We start from the raw sequence: 16,541 nt of genomic DNA on the forward strand, positions 1-16,541 counted from the left end.
GCTCACCCTCCGGTTTGGCTTCCGAACCTTCCGCAGGCTTGACCGGTGACGCCTCACGGGCGCGCTGCGGCGGGCGGCGGTTCTGCTCTTTCTGCCGCTCGGGCCGGTGCCGGAAGGGTCCGGTGTCCTTGGGCCACCAGATCTCGATCTCGACCTCTTCTGTAGCCACTTCCTGGGGAGGCGCTTCCTCGGCGGTCGCTTCCTGCGTGGTTGTTTCGGTTACGGCTTCCGCAGACGCCTCGGCTGGCAACTCCGAAACCGCAGGCTCCGGGATTGTTTCGGCAGCCATTATGTCCTGAGCTGGTGCCGGCGGGAGTTCGACGGGCGTCGCCGGCTCGGCTGGCGGTTCCGCCGGGGGAGCGGTGGGTTCCGGGGGTTGCGGGTCTTCCAGCGGTGCAGGTGGCGGTGTTTCGTCGGGGGGGACGACGGGGATTTCCTGCGGGTTCTTTCCGGGAGTCCCGGCGCTTGCCACCGGTTTCTTCACCATCTTCTTCTGCATCTTGTAGTCGAGGCTCTTGAGGATACCGAGGAAGTCCTCGCCCGAGCAGCCGACGAGCGACATCATGTCGGCCACGACGGTAAATCCGCCCCCTTCGACCGACCCTGCGGGGCGCTGCTCCTCGGGAAAGCGCGGCCGCCAGAAGACCCGATCGCGGATCATGTCGGCGAGGCGCTCCAGCATGTCGATACGGACGACGCGGGAGCCGCAGATGCGATAGCCGCACACGCCGTAAAAACCCTTGGGCGTCGAGCGGTCGAAATTGGCCGACGTCAGGCCCTGGCCGGGAGGCTGATGCAGATTGGCGGGGTCAAGCTTGCCTTCTTTTTGAAGGTTCAGGGCCCAGAGCAGCAGTCGGAGTTCAGTCGGCGCGGGCTTCAGGAGGGCCGGCACATAGACATTGAAGGCGCCGAAGCGGGCGCCGAACGACCGGAGCTTGGCGCGGTCTTCCTGGCTCAGGCCCTTCACTTCCTCGGTCACCTGGTCACGCGGCAGCACGCCCAGCGTCTCGACCAGCCGATAGGCGATGCCGCGTGCGATGCCTTCGAGGCCTTCACCTTCTTCGAGCTTGATGAGCGGCTCGAGCGTTGCCGCAATGTGGCGGTCGACGAATTTCTGCAGCCGGGCCTGAACCTCTTCGCGGTCACCCCCCGAGGGCTGGTCTCCGGCGATGACGGTTGCGCGCGGCTTCAAGAGTGTCGCTCCCGGCTCGATCCGGCCCACGGGCGCATGGTTCCAGATAATCTGGCCGTCCCGGGTCAGCTTCAGGGCCGTATCGGAGGAACCGGCGACCGCCTTGGCGCGCGCCGTGATCTCGGCGGCGACCGCGGACAAGGCCGCGGCTTTCAGCGCGCGGGCCTCGGCACCTTCTGCCGTGCCATCCGGCACGAACAGAAAGCCCTTGATCCGGCCCACGTATTCGCCTTCCACGTGGATGGCGCCATCTTCCTCAACAGTCGACATCAATTCTTCCTTCTGGGCCAGGCGCTTCATCAGCACGCTGGTACGGCGGTCGATAAAACGCTGTGTCAGGCGCTCATGCAAGGCGTCCGACAACTTGTCCTCTATCTCTCTCGCGTAGGATTGCCAATAGAGAGGCGCTTTGAGCCAGTCGGGACGGTTAGCGACGAAGGTCCATGTGCGGACGTGGCTGATGCGGTTCGACAGCGTATCCAGGTCGCCTTGCGTGTTCTCGCAGAACTTCAATTGCCGCACGAACCAGTCCTCATCGATGAAACCGTTGCCGGTTTGCAGATATTGATAGATCCGCGAAACGATCGAGGCGTGCTCCGAGTTCGAAATATTTCTGTAGTCAGGAATCTGGCAGACGTCCCACAGCCGTTCCACATCCTTTCGACTCTGGGCGAGGTCGCGGGTCGCCGGGTCGCGGGCGAGGGCTTCCAGGGCCAGAAGGTCGGCGTTGGGCTGCGCGCGGGTGAGGCCCTGGGCCTGCGGCAGAAGGTTGAGTGACAGCTTCAGCCGTTCCAGCGTCGAGAAATCGAGATCGCGGTTGCGCCATTGCAGCATCCGCACGGAATCGAAGTTGTGACTTTCAAGGCGCTGGACAGTTTCGTCGTCGAATGGATCGGCCTCGCCGGTGACGCCAAAGGTACCGTCATTCATGTAGCGGCCCGCACGGCCCGCGACCTGGCCAAGCTCGGAGGGGTTCAACTGCCGGTACTGGAAGCCATCGAACTTGCGGGTCGACGCGAAGGCCACATGGTCCACGTCCATGTTGAGCCCCATGCCGATGGCATCGGTCGCGACGATGTAGTCGACGTCGCCTGACTGGTAGAGCGCGATCTGCGCGTTGCGGGTGCGGGGCGACAAGGCACCCAGAACCACGGCAGCGCCGCCGCGCTGGCGGCGGATCAATTCGGCCATGGCGTAGACCATGTCAGCCGAGAAGGCGACGATGGCCGAGCGGCGTGGGAGACGCGTGATCTTCTTCTGGCCAGCATAGAGAAGTTGCGAGAAGCGAGGGCGAGCCACAAAACTGATGCCGGGCAGCAGTTTCTCCAGAATGGGCCGCATGGTGCCGGCACCCAGCAACATGGTTTCCTCCCGGCCGCGCCGGTTGAGCACGCGGTCGGTGAAGATGTGGCCGCGCTCAAAGTCCGCACAGAGCTGCACTTCATCGATTGCGAGAAACGGGACATTCACGTCGGACGGCATGGCTTCCACCGTGCAGATCCAGTAGCGCGCATTGACGGGAATGATCTTCTCTTCACCGGTGACGAGCGCTACGGCAGCATCTCCCGCTCGCAGCCTCACCCGGTCATAGATTTCGCGCGCCAGCAGCCGAAGGGGCAACCCGATCATGCCGCTGCCGTGGCCCAGCATGCGTTCCACCGCGAGGTGGGTCTTCCCCGTGTTGGTCGGACCCAGCACAGCAGTCACGGTCTTGGCAGGCGGCATCAACAACGGGCTTTGAAAAACGTTATTGAACACTTGGGACTCATGTCCCTGAAGGTCAAGGAATTTTGCCTCGTTCTGAACCACACCATTAGGGTCTGGATTCAAACCAGAACGAAGCTGGCCCGAATCGCTGACCGATTGAAATTCCGGTTTTGTTCCCCAGCAAATCCACACTTTGGTGCCGGAGGATAGCGAGCTGAACCGGCTGTCAGATGCTGGAAACCAGGCAATATCGGGCACCGGCATTTATCTTTGGCCGGTTATGGTTTCCGAAATCTTTAGAGATCAGGCGGTGGCCTGCTTCAGAACTTAAGGAAGAGCCAGCAAAGGGGAACGTAGGGTGCCCGAATCGCTGCTCACGGCATTTTCTTCTTTTGTTCTCGCAAGATGTGGTAGATTTTGTCCTTCTGACCCACAAGAGCGTTCCTGTTTTAAGGGTGTGGCCTCCACCCCACACGATTTTCCGTTAACCATGCTGTGCCAAAATGGGACAGCATGGATTTCGCCGGGAGACACGAAAATCCGAGCCGGGCGACTTGACCGCCACGGCCACTCCCACTATAGACCGCCCATCCGAGCCGGAGGCGTCGTGCCGTCCGGACTTATATTTATTGTGGAGTTTCGCTTATGGCTCGCCGTTGTGAATTGACGGGAAAGAACGCCCTGGTTGGCAACAAGGTCAGCCATGCAAACAACAAGACCAAGACGCGGTTCATGCCGAACCTGTGCGACGTCAGCCTGATGAGCGACACGATGGGCCTCACCTATCGTCTGCGCATCTCGGCCATCGCGCTGAAGTCGATAGAGCATGTCGGCGGTCTCGACGCGTTCCTGCTGAAGGCTGGCAATGACCAGCTTTCCGAGAAGGCGCTGCGCCTGAAGCGTTCGATCGCCAAGAAGGTCGAGGCCGCGAAGGCCGCCGCCTGATCCGTCAGAAACTCAAAGTCTTACAAAGCCGCTCCAACCGGGGCGGCTTTTCCTTTATGTATGCCACATGACCGTTCCCAGCGAGCCTCGTCGGCTGCCGCCCTCTGCCCCTCGTGACGGAGAGCCGCGCGTTCACGGCTCTGTCTCGCTGCGCAACGCCACACTGGGGCGCTTCACTGAACTCAAAGAGCGCGTGCAGTTCTGCGACTCCACGCTGGGTGATTACTCCTATGTCGAAAGGCATTCGGAAGTGATCTACTCGACCATCGGAAAGTTCTGCGCCGTCGCCGCAGACGTGCGCATCAATGCGTTGAACCACCCGATGGACCGCATCAGCCAGCACAAGATCACCTACAGGCCGAATGAGTATTTCGTGGGCGCAAAACTCGACAAGGATTTCCGCGCCTTGCGGATCGCCGATGCCGTGTCGATTGGGCATGACGTGTGGATCGGGCATGGGGCGATCATCCTGCCGGGCGTCAGCATCGGGCATGGCGCAGTCGTAGCGGCAGGTGCCGTGGTGACGAAGGACGTGGAGCCTCACGCCATTGTTGGCGGTATTCCCGCGCGGCGCATCAAGTGGCGGTTTCCACCTGAGATCAGTGCACGGATCATCGCGCTGGGCTGGTGGGACTGGCCGCACAACCGGCTTGGTCAGGCAGTGGATGACATGCGGGCCTTGAGCGTCGAGGCGTTCCTCGAAAAATACGAATAGGGCTTCAGTTCGGCCGATAGGCGAACTGGAGCAGGATGGTGCTCTGTATGCCTGCGTTGAAATTGTCGTCGGACTGGAGCGTGACGCGCGTCTCGCCATCGCGGTCGCAGACCGCGATGCCTTCCATGTTGTCGATCGCATAGAAGGGCACGCTCGCCTCCAGCAACAGAGTGGGGTGGATGGTACCGGCCTGTTTTGCGTCCTTGGGGTCGAAGTGGCGGATCACCATGCCGGGCAGCGAACGCCGCGTGAAGCTTCGCTCCATCGTCAGTATCGTCCCGTCGGGGAGAACCGCGAGATCGGTGACATTATATGAGCCATAACGCGCGATGCTGAAGGCAAGCGCATCTTTGTCCCGCCAAATCCACGCACGGATGTTACCATTGGTATCCCGCTGTCTCTCTGCGATTGCAATGTAACGGCCAGTCGGCAGCAGCCCGAAGGACTCGACTTCACCGTTCTCTTTCCCCTGGTCGATCTCGGCTGGATGGACGATCACTTCGAAGGAGGCAGACGTGCCCTTCGAGGCGAAGTCATAGGCGCCGAAACGGACCTTGCGCTCATAAGCGACACCGATCTTTCCGTTCCCCAGAGGTGCCAGGGCCTCGGCATCCGCCCAGGACTTGTTGCGCTGCGGCTTGCCCTTGCTGTCAAGCACCGGAGTCATGCGAGGCTCGGACACGCCGGCAAGCTGACCATTCTCGTAAGACAATCTGGCCTGAAACCAGTTACCCCTGTCGCTGACGCTCAGCAGTTCTTCGCAATTCATGCCCAGGGTAATGCCGGACAGACCTCCGAAGTCATCCGTGTTGCCAGTGAGCGTCAGACCGCCGCGCCATGCGAAGGGACCAAACTCGGTGCCTATTCCAATCGTGTTGAAAGACGAGATCTGCGTAGCTGTAACTTCCAGCCGGGACTTCCCGGCAGCGTCTCCGGACATGCGCGAACCGAAAACGCCAAAGGCGACAAGGCCACACAAGCTTGCAGTCAGAACTGCCCGGCGAGTGCGTGAAAGGCTCAAGCCTTGGCGCGCTTCTTCGCGGGCGGGCGGGCGGAGCGCCGCGTCTCGGGGCCGGCCTTTTCGGCAAAGAGTTCAGCCAGCTTCTCGGTCATGGCGCCGCCAAGTTCCTCGGCATCGACGATGGTGACGGCGCGCTTGTAGTAGCGCGTCACGTCATGGCCGATGCCGATGGCGATCAGTTCAACGGGCGAGCGCGTCTCGATGTCGATGATCACCTGACGGAGATGCTTTTCGAGATAATTGCCCGAGTTCACCGACAGCGTGGAATCATCGACCGGCGCGCCGTCGGAAATGACCATGAGGATGCGGCGCTGCTCCTGGCGGGCCAGCAGCCGGTTGTGTGCCCAGATCAGCGCCTCGCCGTCGATGTTCTCCTTGAGGAGACCCTCGCGCATCATGAGCCCGAGGTTGCGGCGCGCACGGCGCCACGGCAGGTCTGCCGATTTGTAGATGATGTGGCGGAGGTCGTTGAGGCGGCCGGGATTGGCGGGCTTGTTCGATGCCAGCCACTTTTCGCGCGCCTGCCCACCTTTCCAGGCCCTCGTCGTGAAGCCGAGGATCTCGACCTTGACGCCGCAGCGTTCCAGCGTGCGGGCCAGAATGTCGGCGCAGGTTGCGGCTACCGTGATCGGGCGGCCGCGCATCGAGCCCGAATTGTCGAGGAGCAGCGTCACCACGGTGTCGCGGAACTCCGTGTCCTGCTCCATCTTGAAGGAGAGCGCGTGCATGGGGTCGATGACCACGCGGGTCAATCGCGAGGCGTCGAGCACGCCTTCTTCCAGATCGAAATCCCATGAGCGGTTCTGCTGCGCCATCAGGCGGCGTTGCAGCCGGTTGGCCAGCCGCGCGACAACGCCCTGAAGGCTCGAGAGCTGCTTGTCGAGATAGCTGCGGAGCCGGTTCAGTTCCTCGGCATCGCAGAGTTCTTCCGCCGAGATTTCCTCGTCGAACTGGTTGGTGAAGACCTTGTAGAAATTTTCGTTCGCGAGTGACGAGAACGGCAGTTGCGGACGCCACGGCTCTTCGCCTTCGGATTCTTCTTCGCCAGCCTCGTCATCGGGCTGTTCGTCGACATCCATCTGGCGGGCGTCCATTTCGGCTGCTTCGGATTCGCCCTCGGCGTCCTGCATCTCCTCCATGGACTGCTGGGAGCTTTCCTGCTCCTCGCCTTCGGGTGTCTCCTGTCGCTCGCCAGAATCCTCGTCGGGCTGGTTGTCCTCGTCGCTCTGGTCGGACTGGTCGGGGTCATCGCCAAGCTCATCCGCCATGTCGAGGGCCGCGATGATGTCGCGCGACATGCGGGCGAAAGAGGCCTGGTCGTGAATGTTCTCGTTGAGATGAACGAGCTGCTGGGCCGCCTTCTCCTCGATCCATGGCCGCCAGAGGTCGACCATGGTGCGGGCGCCCTCGGGCGGCAGTTCACCTGTCAGCTTCTCGCGCACCAGAAGGGCCACGGCTTCGTCCAGCGGGGCATCCTTGCGGTCAGTGTAGCGGGCGACGTCCTTCTTGCGGTAGCGGTCGTCCAGCATGGCTGCCAGATTGTTCTTCATGCCGGGCATGGCATTGGCGCCCAGCGCCTCGATGCGGGCCTGCTCGACGGACTCGAATACGGCGCGCGCGTTCTTGCCCTGCGGCTGGTAGTGCGCGTGAACCTTGTCGTTGTGATTGGCGACGCGCAACGCGAAGCTGTCGGAAAGCCCTCGCACGATGGCGATGTCGGAAGCCTTCAGCTCGTTCGAGATCTGCGGCAGCTTTGCCCGGTTGCCCGCTATCGTGGGCTGCTCGTTGCCGAAGGCCACGGAGAGTTCCGGGTCTTCGGCAATGGTCTTCATCGCGACGGTGAGGACGCGCTTGAACTCGTTCGACGGTGAATCCTTGTCAGCGGCCACCGCCTGTCACTCACGCAATCGCGACGTGGGCGGAGGACTCGGGCAGTTCCTCGCCAAAGCAGCGCTGGTAGAACTCCGCCACCACGCTGCGCTCAAGTTCGTCGCATTTGTTGAGGAAGGTGACGCGGAAGGCAAACCCGACATCGTCGAAGATCTCGGCGTTCTGCGCCCAGGTAATGACGGTGCGCGGGCTCATCACGGTCGAAAGATCGCCCTGCACGAAGGCATTGCGGGTCAGGTCGGCCACGCGGACCATGTTCGAGATGATCTTGCGGCCCTTGTCGTTCTGGTACTGCTTCGACTTCGCCAGAACGATGCCCACTTCCTGCGCGTGCGGGAGGTAGTTCAGCGCCGTCACGATCGACCAGCGGTCCATCTGGGCCTGGTTGATTTGCTGCGTGCCGTGATAAAGGCCGGTCGTGTCGCCAAGGCCGATGGTGTTGGCCGTCGAGAACAGGCGGAAGGCGGCGTGCGGGCGGATCACCTTCGACTGGTCGAGCAGCGTGAGCTTGCCCGAGCTCTCGAGGATGCGCTGGATCACGAACATCACATCCGGGCGGCCGGCGTCGTATTCGTCGAACACCAATGCCACATTGTGCTGGTAGGCCCAGGGCAGGATGCCTTCGCGGAACTCGGTCACCTGCTTGCCGTCCTGCAGCACGATCGCATCCTTGCCGATCAGGTCGATGCGGCTGATGTGGCTGTCGAGGTTGATGCGGATACACGGCCAGTTGAGGCGGGCGGCGACCTGCTCGATGTGGGTCGACTTGCCGGTGCCGTGATAGCCGGTCACCATGACGCGGCGATTGTAGGCAAAGCCCGCCAGGATGGCGAGGGTCGTCTCGCGGTTGAAAAGATAGTCCTCGTCAAGGTCCGGAACATGTTCCGACGTCTTGGAATAGGCGGGGACTTCGAGATTGGATTCAAAGCCGAAAAGCTGCTTCACCGACACCTTGATGTCGGGCATGCCGTTCGCCTCGCCATTGGCCTTTGCATTCATGTTATGAGATCTTCATCTTCCGGGGGTTCGATGGCGGCGGGTTTTAGACGTTCAGGCAGGCGAGGGCAAGCTTCCTGCCCGACTAGCAGAACCCACTGGAACGCAGATGGTCATAGGCCTGGATCACTGCCTTGAGGGTGTCCTCGTTCGCGCGGCTGCCACCATTGGCATCGGGGTGAAGGCGTTTCACCAGTGTCTTGTACTGGGTTTTCACCTGATCAGCCGTTGCGGCATCGTCCAGACCCAGCGTTTGCAGGGCTTTCAGCTCGGTCGACCGCAGGGCGCGGCCCGAGGTGTGGCGGCCTGGCTGCTTTTCGGCGGTGCTGTTGAGGCCGAAGGGATCGGACCGCATCTGGGCAGCCTTGCGGCGCACGCTTGAGGCGGTTGCAGTGGCGTTCTGGCCGAGTTTCCAGGTGGGGCGGTGGCCGAGGCGGGATTCCTTCTGGAAATCCTGCATCTCGTCGTCCTTCATGCCCGAGAAGTAGTTGTAGGTCTTGTTGTACTCCTGCACATGCACGGTGCAGTAGTTGAAGAACTTGCCCTCGTGTCCACGGCCCATGGGGGCCTTGTGGCGGCCGGGGCGCGGGCAGTCCGGCCATTCGCATTGCGGAATGGATTCGGCAGCCTTCTTCTCAGCAGAGGGCTTCACGCGGATCTTGTCGAAGTATTTTGAATCGAGCTTCATCGCGTGTGATTATGATGATAGAGGCGCCCGCAAGCAAGCCTTGGCATGAATGGAAGACAAGATGACGCCTGAGACCGAACTGGGACCCGTTGGACAAACAATCTCCGCAAAGCTCATGCAAAGATTTTCGCCTGCGGCGCTGGAGGTCATCGACGAGTCTCACCAGCATGCCGGCCATTCGGGCTCGCGGCCCGATGGTGAAAGCCATTTCAGGGTGAAGATCGTAGCGGAAGCCTTCCGCGGCAAGTCACGCGTCGATCAGCATCGCATGGTCAATGCAGCGCTTGCGGAGGAACTCCGCGAGCGTGTTCACGCCCTGGCGATACAGGCATCCGCACCACAGGCAGAGCCGCAACTGGCATTCGCCGTTCTGAAGGATGATGACGCGCGATTGCTCGAACTCCTCGAAGGAGCGAAGCTTCCCGCAGACGACCTTTCGGGCAAGTCCATCCTCGGCATTGTGGATGGGGCCGGAGCGCTTCTGGCCTGTGGCGGTCTTGAACGGAGGGGCGATGCCGTGCTGCTGCGCTCCATTGCGGTGCAGCCCACATTACAGAAGGGTGGCCTAGGTTCCACCATCACGCTGAAGCTTCTGGCGGAAGCGCGGAACGGCGGCGCGCAGGCGGCCTATCTGCTCACACAATCGGCTGCCGGGTTTTTCGAGCGGCTGGGGTTCCAGAAGATCGACCGCGCGCGCGTTCCCGCGCCCATCGCGGGAACAAGCCAGTTCAGTGGCACCACTTGTGCCTCCGCCCAGCCTATGGTTCAGGTTCTGAAGCCGGTTTGACGGGCGTTTCACTCCGGCGATGGAAATAGACCTGCCGGGCGAACCAGCTCATCGGGGCGGTTCCGATGATCATGTCGTAGAGCCAGTTCGGCGGGCCGATGTCCATGACCTTTCGCAGCAGCAACTTCTTGCCGAATCCCGGCATCTCTTTCGATAGCACTTGCCCGGGCGGCGGCCCGTGGCGCGTCAGGTGGTCCGCAATGAGCTGCCCGGCGCGGCGGCCATAGCGGAAGGCGAGCCTGATGCCGCCCCCGGTCAAGGGCGAGACGTGCCCCGCGGCATCGCCGATCAGCAACACGTTGGGCGCAGCAAAGGGCGAGACGGGACCGCCGCAGGGAATGAGGCCGCTGCGTCGCTCCTTCACTGTGGCCGCCGAATAGCCGAACACATTTTCAGTGTGAGCGAGAAACGCCTTCAGGTCTGGCTTCACGCGGTCGTTGGTGGCGAGACCGACCTGAAAGAATCCCGGTGCCGGCGCCACCCAGGCAAGATAGCCATGCGCCAGCTTCGTATCGAGAAAGCAGTGCAGCAGATCGGGATCGGCTTTCGGCAGGTCGTGATATTCAATCTCGAGTCCGGTGAGGAATCGCTCGTTGCGTCCAAGATTGAAGAGCTTCGCCACCGTCGAACGGGTTCCGTCGGCCCCGACCAGATAGCGCGTTTCGAGATTGAATTGCGGAAGGCTCACGCCACCCTCCACTCGCGTAGCCTGCTCCACCTTCTGGCCACAGATGATGTCTGCTCCGGCGCGCCGCGCCTCGTCGGCGAACCAGCGGATCAGCCCGGCCGTGTCGGTTGTCAGGAAGTAGTAGTCGCGCGACGAGAGATCTATGTGCCTGAGCGATGGCGAATACAGCCGGACGCCGTGGATGGCGCGCGAGAATTGCGGCGGCGTGTCGACTTCGTCGGCGGCCTCCTTCACCAGGATGCCCGTGGTGTGGATGCGGGCGCCGGGCTCTTCCTTGGCCTCGATGACGACGGTCTTCAATCCGCGCAGTGCAGCCGTCCGTGCGCAGATCAGTCCTGCAAAGCTTGCGCCGACGATGACGAGGTCAACCGCTCTGGGACTCATCGATGTCCCGCTTGAGAGGCGCCATGCGGATCGCCGTCACCTGATGCCGGCGCTTTTTCAGGATCTCGAAGCGGAAGCCGTGAAAGCTGAAGGCCTGGCCTACCTCTGGAATCGTCCGCGCCTCGTGGATGACGAGGCCTGCGACGGTGTTGGCCTCGTCGTCGGGCAGCGCCCAGTCGAAGGCGCGGTTCAGGTCGCGGATCGCCACGCCGCCATCGACAAGATAGGAGCCGTCTGGCTTCGGACGCACGCCCATGGCAACGGCATCGTGCTCGTCCTTGATGTCGCCGACGATCTCCTCGATGATATCTTCGAGCGTGATGAGGCCCTGTACCTCGCCATATTCGTCGACCACGATGGCGAAGTGGCTCTTGCGCTTGAGGAAGGCATTGAGCTGGTCCGGAATGGCGCGCGTGTCGGGCACGAACCACGGCGGCGACAGGATGTCCTCGATGTTCAGCTTCGTGGCGTCGCCATTGTGCTTCTGGAGTGCGGCGAAGAGATTCTTTGCATGCAGCACGCCAATGATGTTGTCGGGTGTTTCCTTCCAGACGGGAATGCGGGTGTGGCCGCTTTTCAGCACCATGCCGACGATGTCCTTGGGATCTTCGTCGCCGTCGATCATGGTCATTCGCGTGCGGTGAACCATGATGTCCGCCACCTCGAGATCCTGCATCGCGAGGATACCGCCCAGCATGTCGCGATCGTTCTTGACGACCGTTCCTTCCTTGTGATGGAGATTGATGGCGCCGCGCAATTCCTCGTGAGCCGACAGCACGTTCTGCGCGCCGTCAATGTCGACGCCGAACACGCGCAGAACCATCTTGACGATGTACTGCACCAGCATCACGACGGGGCCGAAGACAGCTACCAGCACACGGATGATGGGAGCACCGGCCAGCGCCACGCGATCCGGATAGGCAATGGCATAGGTCTTGGGCAGAACCTCGCCGAAGATCAGGACCAGTGCGGTCATGGCAATCGTGGCCACAAAGGCGCCCGAGTCGCCAAAGATGCGGACAAGCGCAACGGTTGCCAGCGCGGAGGCGGATATGTTGACGACGTTGTTGCCAAGCAGCAGCGCGCCGATGAGGCGTTCGCGTGTCGCCGTGAGAGCCAGAGCCATCGTCGCCCTGGCACTCCCGCGCCGCTCGAGTTCGGTGAGCCTTGCGCGGGAAACGGCGGTCAAGCCCGTTTCCGAGCCGGAGAAGAAACCTGAAAGAACCAGAAGAAACAGTATTGCTGCGATCGTGAACCCGAGATCGAGACTCATCGCTGTCGAAGATCCTCCGTGAGAAAATCAAGCACATCATGGTCGGAGACGTCCTTCGCGATGAAGGCCTCGCCGATGCCGCGCGCCAGGATGAATGTGAGCCGGCCCGCCTGGGCCTTCTTGTCCTGGCGCATGATGTCGAGAAGTGTCGCGGGCGGCGGAAGCTCACCCGGAATCTGCGAGGCGTGGATGGGAAGCCCCACGCCCTTCAGATGCTTCGCCACGCGTTCTGCCGTGCCCGGCGCGCAGAGTTTCTGGCGTTCGGAAAAACGGAAGGCCTGCACCATGCCGATCGATACGCCCTCGCCGTGAAGCAGGCGCTGCGAATAGCCGGTTGCGGATTCAAGCGCATGGCCGAAGGTGTGGCCGAGGTTGAGCAGGGCGCGGACGCCTGTTTCGGTCTCGTCCTCCGCGACGATGTTCGCCTTCGCTTCACAGGACTTGCGGATGGCATGGATGCGGGCCTGCGAATCGCCGCGCATGAGGGCCGGCGCCGCACCCTCCAGCCATTCGAAGAAGCCCGCGTCGCCCAGCAGTCCGTATTTCGCGACTTCGGCATAGCCGGAGGCCAACTCGCGCTTCGGCAAGGTGTTGAGCAGCGCAATGTCGGTGATGACGGCCAGCGGCTGATGGAAGGCACCGATCAGGTTCTTGCCGTGGGACGAGTTGATGCCGGTCTTTCCGCCCACTGATGAATCGACCTGGGAGAGCAGCGTCGTCGGGATCTGGATAAAGTCCACGCCGCGCCGCAGGATTGCCGCCGCGAAGCCTGCGAGGTCGCCGATGACGCCGCCGCCGAAGGCGATGATGCGGTCGCGCCGCTCGACACCGGCGCCAAGCAGGCGATCGCAGAGATCGGCCAGATGACGGAAACTCTTGGTACCCTCGCCGGGCGGCATGATGATGGCGGTGGAGCGGATGCTGCGGGCGGCCAGCGCGCGCTCAAGTGTTGCCAGATGGGCTGCCGCCACATTCTCGTCGGTCACGATGGCCGTCATCGGCCGCCGCAGCAGGGGCGCCACGATGTCGCCCGCGCGGGCGAGCAGGCCTTCGCCGATCTCGATTTCATAGCTTCTGTCGCCCAGCGACACAGGCACGGTTTCGCGCCGTTCGGCGTCCTTCACGTCATTCATCCTTCTGGCCGTCCCAGCCGTTCCATTGCGCCAGCGCGCGGATCACATCGTTCACCATCTGGCCGTGCTGCACGTCGCGGCTTTCAACCGTGACATCGGCCTGCGCATAGACGGGGTAGCGCTTCTCGATCAGCGCCCTCATCACCGCCTCGGGGTCCTCGGTCTTGAGCAGGGGCCGGTCCTGCCGCTTCATGACACGCTTCATAAGCAAAGGCAGCGAGGCCTTGAGCCAGACCGATATGCCATGCTCCTGGATGCGCGCGCGGGTCTCGTCATTCATGTAGGCGCCGCCACCGGTTGCAAGCACCTGCGCGCCATTGCTGATCAGGCGCTGGATGACCCGGCGCTCTCCTTCGCGGAAATAGGGCTCGCCATGATCGGCGAAGATTTCGGCGATCGACTTGCCCGCCGCCGCCTCGATCTCGTGATCGGCATCGATGAAGGGAATGCCCAGCTTTTCCGCAAGCCGGCGCCCGACACTGGTCTTGCCCGCGCCCATGAGCCCCACGAGCACGATGGGGTGCGTCCCCAAGCGCTGCCGCACGGCTTCGGCCTCCTTTGCGATCGAACGGCGTGCCATCCTGCTCTGCTTCCCGACTTGGCCCGGTTCTATCGCGCATGCCCAGGCATCGCAAAGGCTTTCCGAAGCGGGCCTTAACCGCTAGACTCGCGCTTCAACGGTTGGACCCATGCCCGATACGATCAAATTCCTTCTGGTCATCGCGTGCCTCGGCGGCGCCATTTATGGCGGCGCATGGGCGCTGGCGCACTTCCCGCCGGAGCAGACCGAAATCGTGAAGCCGCTGTCCAGTGAAAAACTCCGCGCAAAGTGAAGCCCCGCCAGGCGCGCGCGGGCACAGGCTCATCGAGCGGTTTCTCGAGATGATGGCGGCCGAGCGCGGTGCCTCGGCCAACACACTTGCCGCCTACCGCCGCGACCTCGAATCCTATGCGGAAGAAACGCCCGATCTCAAGGCTGCGGGGCCGGACGAGATCCGCAGGCACCTTGCGGGGCTCGAGGCCTCCGGCATGGCGCGGAGTTCGGCTGCGCGGAAGCTGTCGGCCATCCGGCAGTTCCACCGGTTCCTTCATGGCGACGGCCTCAGCCATGACAATCCGGCAACGGCCATCGAGAGCCCGCGGGCGGCCAGGCCGCTGCCCAAGATGATCTCGGAGGACGACGTCGGGCGGCTCGTGGCGGCAGCCCGCGCCCGGCTGGATAAGGCAGAGGGAAAGGCGCTTCTCAAAGCGTGGCGCATGCTATGCCTGCTCGAATTGCTCTATGCAACCGGCCTCCGCGTGTCGGAGCTCGTCGGGCTCACGGTGCAGGCGGCAACGTCCGAGCAACAGTTCATCCTGGTCAAGGGCAAAGGCGGGCGCGAGCGGCTGGTGCCGGTGTCTGGCCCGGCACGCGCCGCCCTCAAGGACTATCTGGGCATCCTTGCCAAGGCCGATGGCGGTGGATCGAAGTGGCTGTTCCCCTCCTTCGGGGCGGCAGGCCACCTGACGCGCCAGCATTTCGCGCTCGATCTCAAGGCCTTGGCCCACGAGGCGGGCCTTGATGCTGCGAAGGTGTCTCCCCACGTCCTCCGGCATGGCTTCGCCAGCCACCTGCTGGAAGGCGGCGCCGACCTTCGTGCCGTCCAGCAGATGCTGGGACATGCGGACATCTCCACGACACAAATCTACACCCATGTGCAAGCCGACCGGCTGCGGGAGGTGGTGGAGACCCACCATCCGCTTGCCAAGAAAAGTTGACTTCCCGCGTCCCAGCGGCCAGTTTCCGCGCCAGACACAGACCCTTGAGGCCCAATGCCCACATATCTCGATTTTGAAGCACCTCTTGCCGAACTCGAAGGCAAGATTGCCGAGTTGCGCACGCTGGCCGCCGGCGAGAATTCGGTTTCGATCGCCGATGAGGTGAAGGGGCTTGAGAAGAAGGCCGCCAAGCTCCTGTCCGATCTCTATGTCAACCTCGATCCGTGGCAGAAGGCCCAGGTGGCCCGCCACCCCGAGCGCCCCCATGCGGTCGACTACATCGACACACTCATCACCGAGTTCACGCCGATGGCGGGTGACCGCAAGTTCGCCGAGGATTTTGCCGTGGTGGGGGGGCTTGGCCGGTTCCAGGACCAGCCAGTCATGGTCATTGGCCAAGAGAAGGGCAACGACACGACGTCCAGGCTCAAGCGCAACTTCGGCATGGCGCGGCCTGAAGGATATCGCAAGGCCGTGCGGCTCATGGAAATGGCCGACCGCTTCGGGCTACCGGTCATTTCGTTTGTCGATACGGCCGGCGCCTACCCGGGCATCGACGCGGAGGAGCGCGGCCAGGCCGAGGCCATCGCACGCTCCACCGATTGCTGCCTGTCGCTCGGCGTGCCGACGGTTTCGGTGGTCATCGGCGAAGGCGGATCAGGCGGGGCCATCGCGATTGCCACGGCGAACGTGGTACTCATGCTGGAACACGCGATCTACAGCGTGATCTCGCCGGAGGGTGCCGCTTCGATCCTGTGGCGCGATGCGGCACGCGCCAAGGACGCCGCCGCAGCCATGAAGATCACCGCGCAGGACCTGAAGAAGCTTGGCGTCATTGACGAGATCGTGGCCGAGCCCAAGGGCGGCGCGCATCGTGGCCGGGCGGATGCCATCGACGCCACGGGTCAGGCGATCGCGAGGGCGCTCAAGGCCTATGAAGGGGTGTCGGGAGACGTGCTGAGGACGCAGCGGCGCGAGAAGTTCCTGTCGATCGGCCGCGGCATCTGAGGCTCTCTGGCCTTACGTGCCGTTGACGATGTCGAAGTAGTCCTGAACGCGGGTGTAGAGCGAGGCGACACCCGTGGAGGTGTCGGTCAGCACCGGCAGCAGTGCGATGCCCAGGATAGAGGCGATCAACGCATACTCGATCGCCGTGGCCCCCTTGTCCTCCTTGAGAAAGGTCTTCCAGATGTGGAGGGCGTGGATCACAGGGGTTTGCTCCAAGGTGCTGCGCGGCACTGCCGGTTATTGACGGAGACTTAAACATGCCGCGCGTGAACGGGTCGTTAAGGCGAACGCTAAGATTGAGTGATTGGCTGAAAGTTTCGCCACTCTGATACGCTGCGCGCTCCACTTCGTACTGT

15 protein-coding genes and 2 pseudogenes are annotated in these 16,541 nt (G+C 62.7%); 7 read left to right on the forward strand and 10 right to left on the reverse strand.

Annotation, left to right across the window (positions count from 1 at the left end; translation table 11 throughout):
- Positions 1 to 2,917, reverse strand: a 2,917-nt coding sequence (locus ACEW8Q_RS00105) for a helicase-related protein (RefSeq protein WP_373502016.1), incomplete at its 3' end; no start/stop codon positions are given.
- A gap of 627 nt (positions 2,918 to 3,544) precedes the next feature.
- On the opposite strand from ACEW8Q_RS00105, the gene rpmB reads away from it, so the two are divergent.
- Positions 3,545 to 3,844: a 50S ribosomal protein L28 gene (rpmB, locus tag ACEW8Q_RS00110; protein WP_373502017.1), complete on the forward strand. Its 300-nt coding sequence runs from the start codon at positions 3,545 to 3,547 to the stop codon at positions 3,842 to 3,844.
- A gap of 67 nt (positions 3,845 to 3,911) precedes the next feature.
- Positions 3,912 to 4,559 (forward strand): DapH/DapD/GlmU-related protein, encoded by a 648-nt coding sequence (locus ACEW8Q_RS00115; protein WP_373502018.1) that lies wholly within the window; start codon positions 3,912 to 3,914, stop codon positions 4,557 to 4,559.
- A 4-nt stretch (positions 4,560 to 4,563) separates the two neighbouring features.
- On the opposite strand, the gene ACEW8Q_RS00120 is transcribed toward ACEW8Q_RS00115, so the two are convergent.
- The 4 genes from ACEW8Q_RS00120 to ACEW8Q_RS00135 form a co-directional block, all read right to left on the reverse strand.
- Positions 4,564 to 5,499 (reverse strand): esterase-like activity of phytase family protein, encoded by a 936-nt coding sequence (locus ACEW8Q_RS00120; protein WP_373502019.1) that lies wholly within the window; start codon positions 5,497 to 5,499, stop codon positions 4,564 to 4,566.
- A gap of 77 nt (positions 5,500 to 5,576) precedes the next feature.
- A complete protein-coding gene (gene cobT / locus ACEW8Q_RS00125) occupies positions 5,577 to 7,469 on the reverse strand; it encodes a cobaltochelatase subunit CobT (RefSeq protein ID WP_373502020.1) in 1,893 nt (630 codons plus the stop codon).
- 10 nt (positions 7,470 to 7,479) lie between these two features.
- Positions 7,480 to 8,469 (reverse strand): cobaltochelatase subunit CobS, encoded by a 990-nt coding sequence (gene cobS, locus ACEW8Q_RS00130; RefSeq protein ID WP_373502021.1) that lies wholly within the window; start codon positions 8,467 to 8,469, stop codon positions 7,480 to 7,482.
- An 82-nt stretch (positions 8,470 to 8,551) separates the two neighbouring features.
- On the reverse strand, positions 8,552 to 9,154 hold the full coding sequence (locus tag ACEW8Q_RS00135; RefSeq protein ID WP_373502022.1) for a J domain-containing protein: 603 nt from the start codon (positions 9,152 to 9,154) through the stop codon (positions 8,552 to 8,554).
- 61 nt (positions 9,155 to 9,215) lie between these two features.
- Here ACEW8Q_RS00135 and ACEW8Q_RS00140 point away from each other — a divergent pair.
- Positions 9,216 to 9,494 (forward strand): annotated as a pseudogene (locus ACEW8Q_RS00140) (BolA family protein); the annotation flags it as partial.
- 123 nt (positions 9,495 to 9,617) lie between these two features.
- Positions 9,618 to 9,941: pseudogene (locus tag ACEW8Q_RS00145) on the forward strand (GNAT family N-acetyltransferase); the annotation flags it as partial.
- On the opposite strand, the gene ACEW8Q_RS00150 reads toward ACEW8Q_RS00145, so the two are convergent.
- Genes ACEW8Q_RS00150 through ACEW8Q_RS00165 form a run of 4 tightly spaced genes read right to left on the reverse strand, consistent with a single transcriptional unit; the run spans position 9,913 to position 13,999 of the window.
- Positions 9,913 to 11,013 carry an NAD(P)/FAD-dependent oxidoreductase gene (locus tag ACEW8Q_RS00150; RefSeq protein WP_373502023.1) on the reverse strand — a complete coding sequence of 367 codons (1,101 nt, stop codon included), beginning with the start codon at positions 11,011 to 11,013 and terminating at the stop codon, positions 9,913 to 9,915. The pseudogene ACEW8Q_RS00145 and the gene ACEW8Q_RS00150 sit on opposite strands and share 29 nt — an antisense overlap.
- The gene (locus ACEW8Q_RS00155) at positions 10,994 to 12,286 is read right to left on the reverse strand and encodes an HlyC/CorC family transporter (RefSeq protein WP_373502024.1); all 1,293 of its coding nucleotides are present in this window, start codon (positions 12,284 to 12,286) and stop codon (positions 10,994 to 10,996) included. The genes ACEW8Q_RS00150 and ACEW8Q_RS00155 overlap by 20 nt, the downstream gene beginning before the upstream one ends.
- A complete protein-coding gene (gene aroB, locus ACEW8Q_RS00160; protein ID WP_373502025.1) occupies positions 12,283 to 13,419 on the reverse strand; it encodes a 3-dehydroquinate synthase in 1,137 nt (378 codons plus the stop codon). Before aroB ends, ACEW8Q_RS00155 begins: the two co-directional genes overlap by 4 nt.
- Positions 13,412 to 13,999, reverse strand: coding sequence for a shikimate kinase (locus ACEW8Q_RS00165; protein WP_373502026.1), 588 nt, complete (start codon positions 13,997 to 13,999; stop codon positions 13,412 to 13,414). The genes aroB and ACEW8Q_RS00165 overlap by 8 nt, the downstream gene beginning before the upstream one ends.
- A 109-nt stretch (positions 14,000 to 14,108) precedes the next feature.
- Between ACEW8Q_RS00165 and ACEW8Q_RS00170 the strand changes: the two genes are divergently transcribed.
- The 3 genes from ACEW8Q_RS00170 to ACEW8Q_RS00180 are packed head-to-tail and all read left to right on the forward strand — an operon-like array spanning position 14,109 to position 16,185.
- Entirely contained in the window at positions 14,109 to 14,252 is a 144-nt protein-coding gene (locus ACEW8Q_RS00170) for a histidine kinase (RefSeq protein WP_373502027.1), read from the forward strand.
- Positions 14,230 to 15,177 (forward strand): site-specific tyrosine recombinase XerD, encoded by a 948-nt coding sequence (locus ACEW8Q_RS00175; protein WP_373502028.1) that lies wholly within the window; start codon positions 14,230 to 14,232, stop codon positions 15,175 to 15,177. Before ACEW8Q_RS00170 ends, ACEW8Q_RS00175 begins: the two co-directional genes overlap by 23 nt.
- A 54-nt stretch (positions 15,178 to 15,231) precedes the next feature.
- Complete coding sequence (locus ACEW8Q_RS00180; protein WP_373502029.1) at positions 15,232 to 16,185, forward strand: acetyl-CoA carboxylase carboxyltransferase subunit alpha; 954 nt, start codon at positions 15,232 to 15,234, stop codon at positions 16,183 to 16,185.
- 12 nt (positions 16,186 to 16,197) lie between these two features.
- On the opposite strand, the gene ACEW8Q_RS00185 is transcribed toward ACEW8Q_RS00180, so the two are convergent.
- Positions 16,198 to 16,386 (reverse strand): Flp family type IVb pilin, encoded by a 189-nt coding sequence (locus ACEW8Q_RS00185; protein WP_373502030.1) that lies wholly within the window; start codon positions 16,384 to 16,386, stop codon positions 16,198 to 16,200.
- Positions 16,387 to 16,541: the final 155 nt, after the last annotated feature.

This window comes from Aestuariivirga sp. (genome assembly GCF_041738905.1).
In the GTDB taxonomy this organism is placed as follows: Bacteria; Pseudomonadota; Alphaproteobacteria; order Rhizobiales; family Aestuariivirgaceae; genus Aestuariivirga.

Coding starts and splice junctions, on each gene's coding strand:
- ACEW8Q_RS00150 (WP_373502023.1), bottom strand. CDS start 11,013: ATGAGTCCCAGAGCGGTTGACCTCGTCATCGTCGGCGCAAGCTTTGCA.
- ACEW8Q_RS00120 (WP_373502019.1), bottom strand. CDS start 5,499: ATGTCCGGAGACGCTGCCGGGAAGTCCCGGCTGGAAGTTACAGCTACG.
- ACEW8Q_RS00165 (WP_373502026.1), bottom strand. CDS start 13,999: ATGGCACGCCGTTCGATCGCAAAGGAGGCCGAAGCCGTGCGGCAGCGC.
- ACEW8Q_RS00180 (WP_373502029.1), top strand. CDS start 15,232: ATGCCCACATATCTCGATTTTGAAGCACCTCTTGCCGAACTCGAAGGC.
- ACEW8Q_RS00115 (WP_373502018.1), top strand. CDS start 3,912: ATGACCGTTCCCAGCGAGCCTCGTCGGCTGCCGCCCTCTGCCCCTCGT.
- ACEW8Q_RS00135 (WP_373502022.1), bottom strand. CDS start 9,154: ATGAAGCTCGATTCAAAATACTTCGACAAGATCCGCGTGAAGCCCTCT.
- rpmB (WP_373502017.1), top strand. CDS start 3,545: ATGGCTCGCCGTTGTGAATTGACGGGAAAGAACGCCCTGGTTGGCAAC.
- ACEW8Q_RS00155 (WP_373502024.1), bottom strand. CDS start 12,286: ATGAGTCTCGATCTCGGGTTCACGATCGCAGCAATACTGTTTCTTCTG.
- aroB (WP_373502025.1), bottom strand. CDS start 13,419: ATGAATGACGTGAAGGACGCCGAACGGCGCGAAACCGTGCCTGTGTCG.
- ACEW8Q_RS00170 (WP_373502027.1), top strand. CDS start 14,109: ATGCCCGATACGATCAAATTCCTTCTGGTCATCGCGTGCCTCGGCGGC.
- cobS (WP_373502021.1), bottom strand. CDS start 8,469: ATGAATGCAAAGGCCAATGGCGAGGCGAACGGCATGCCCGACATCAAG.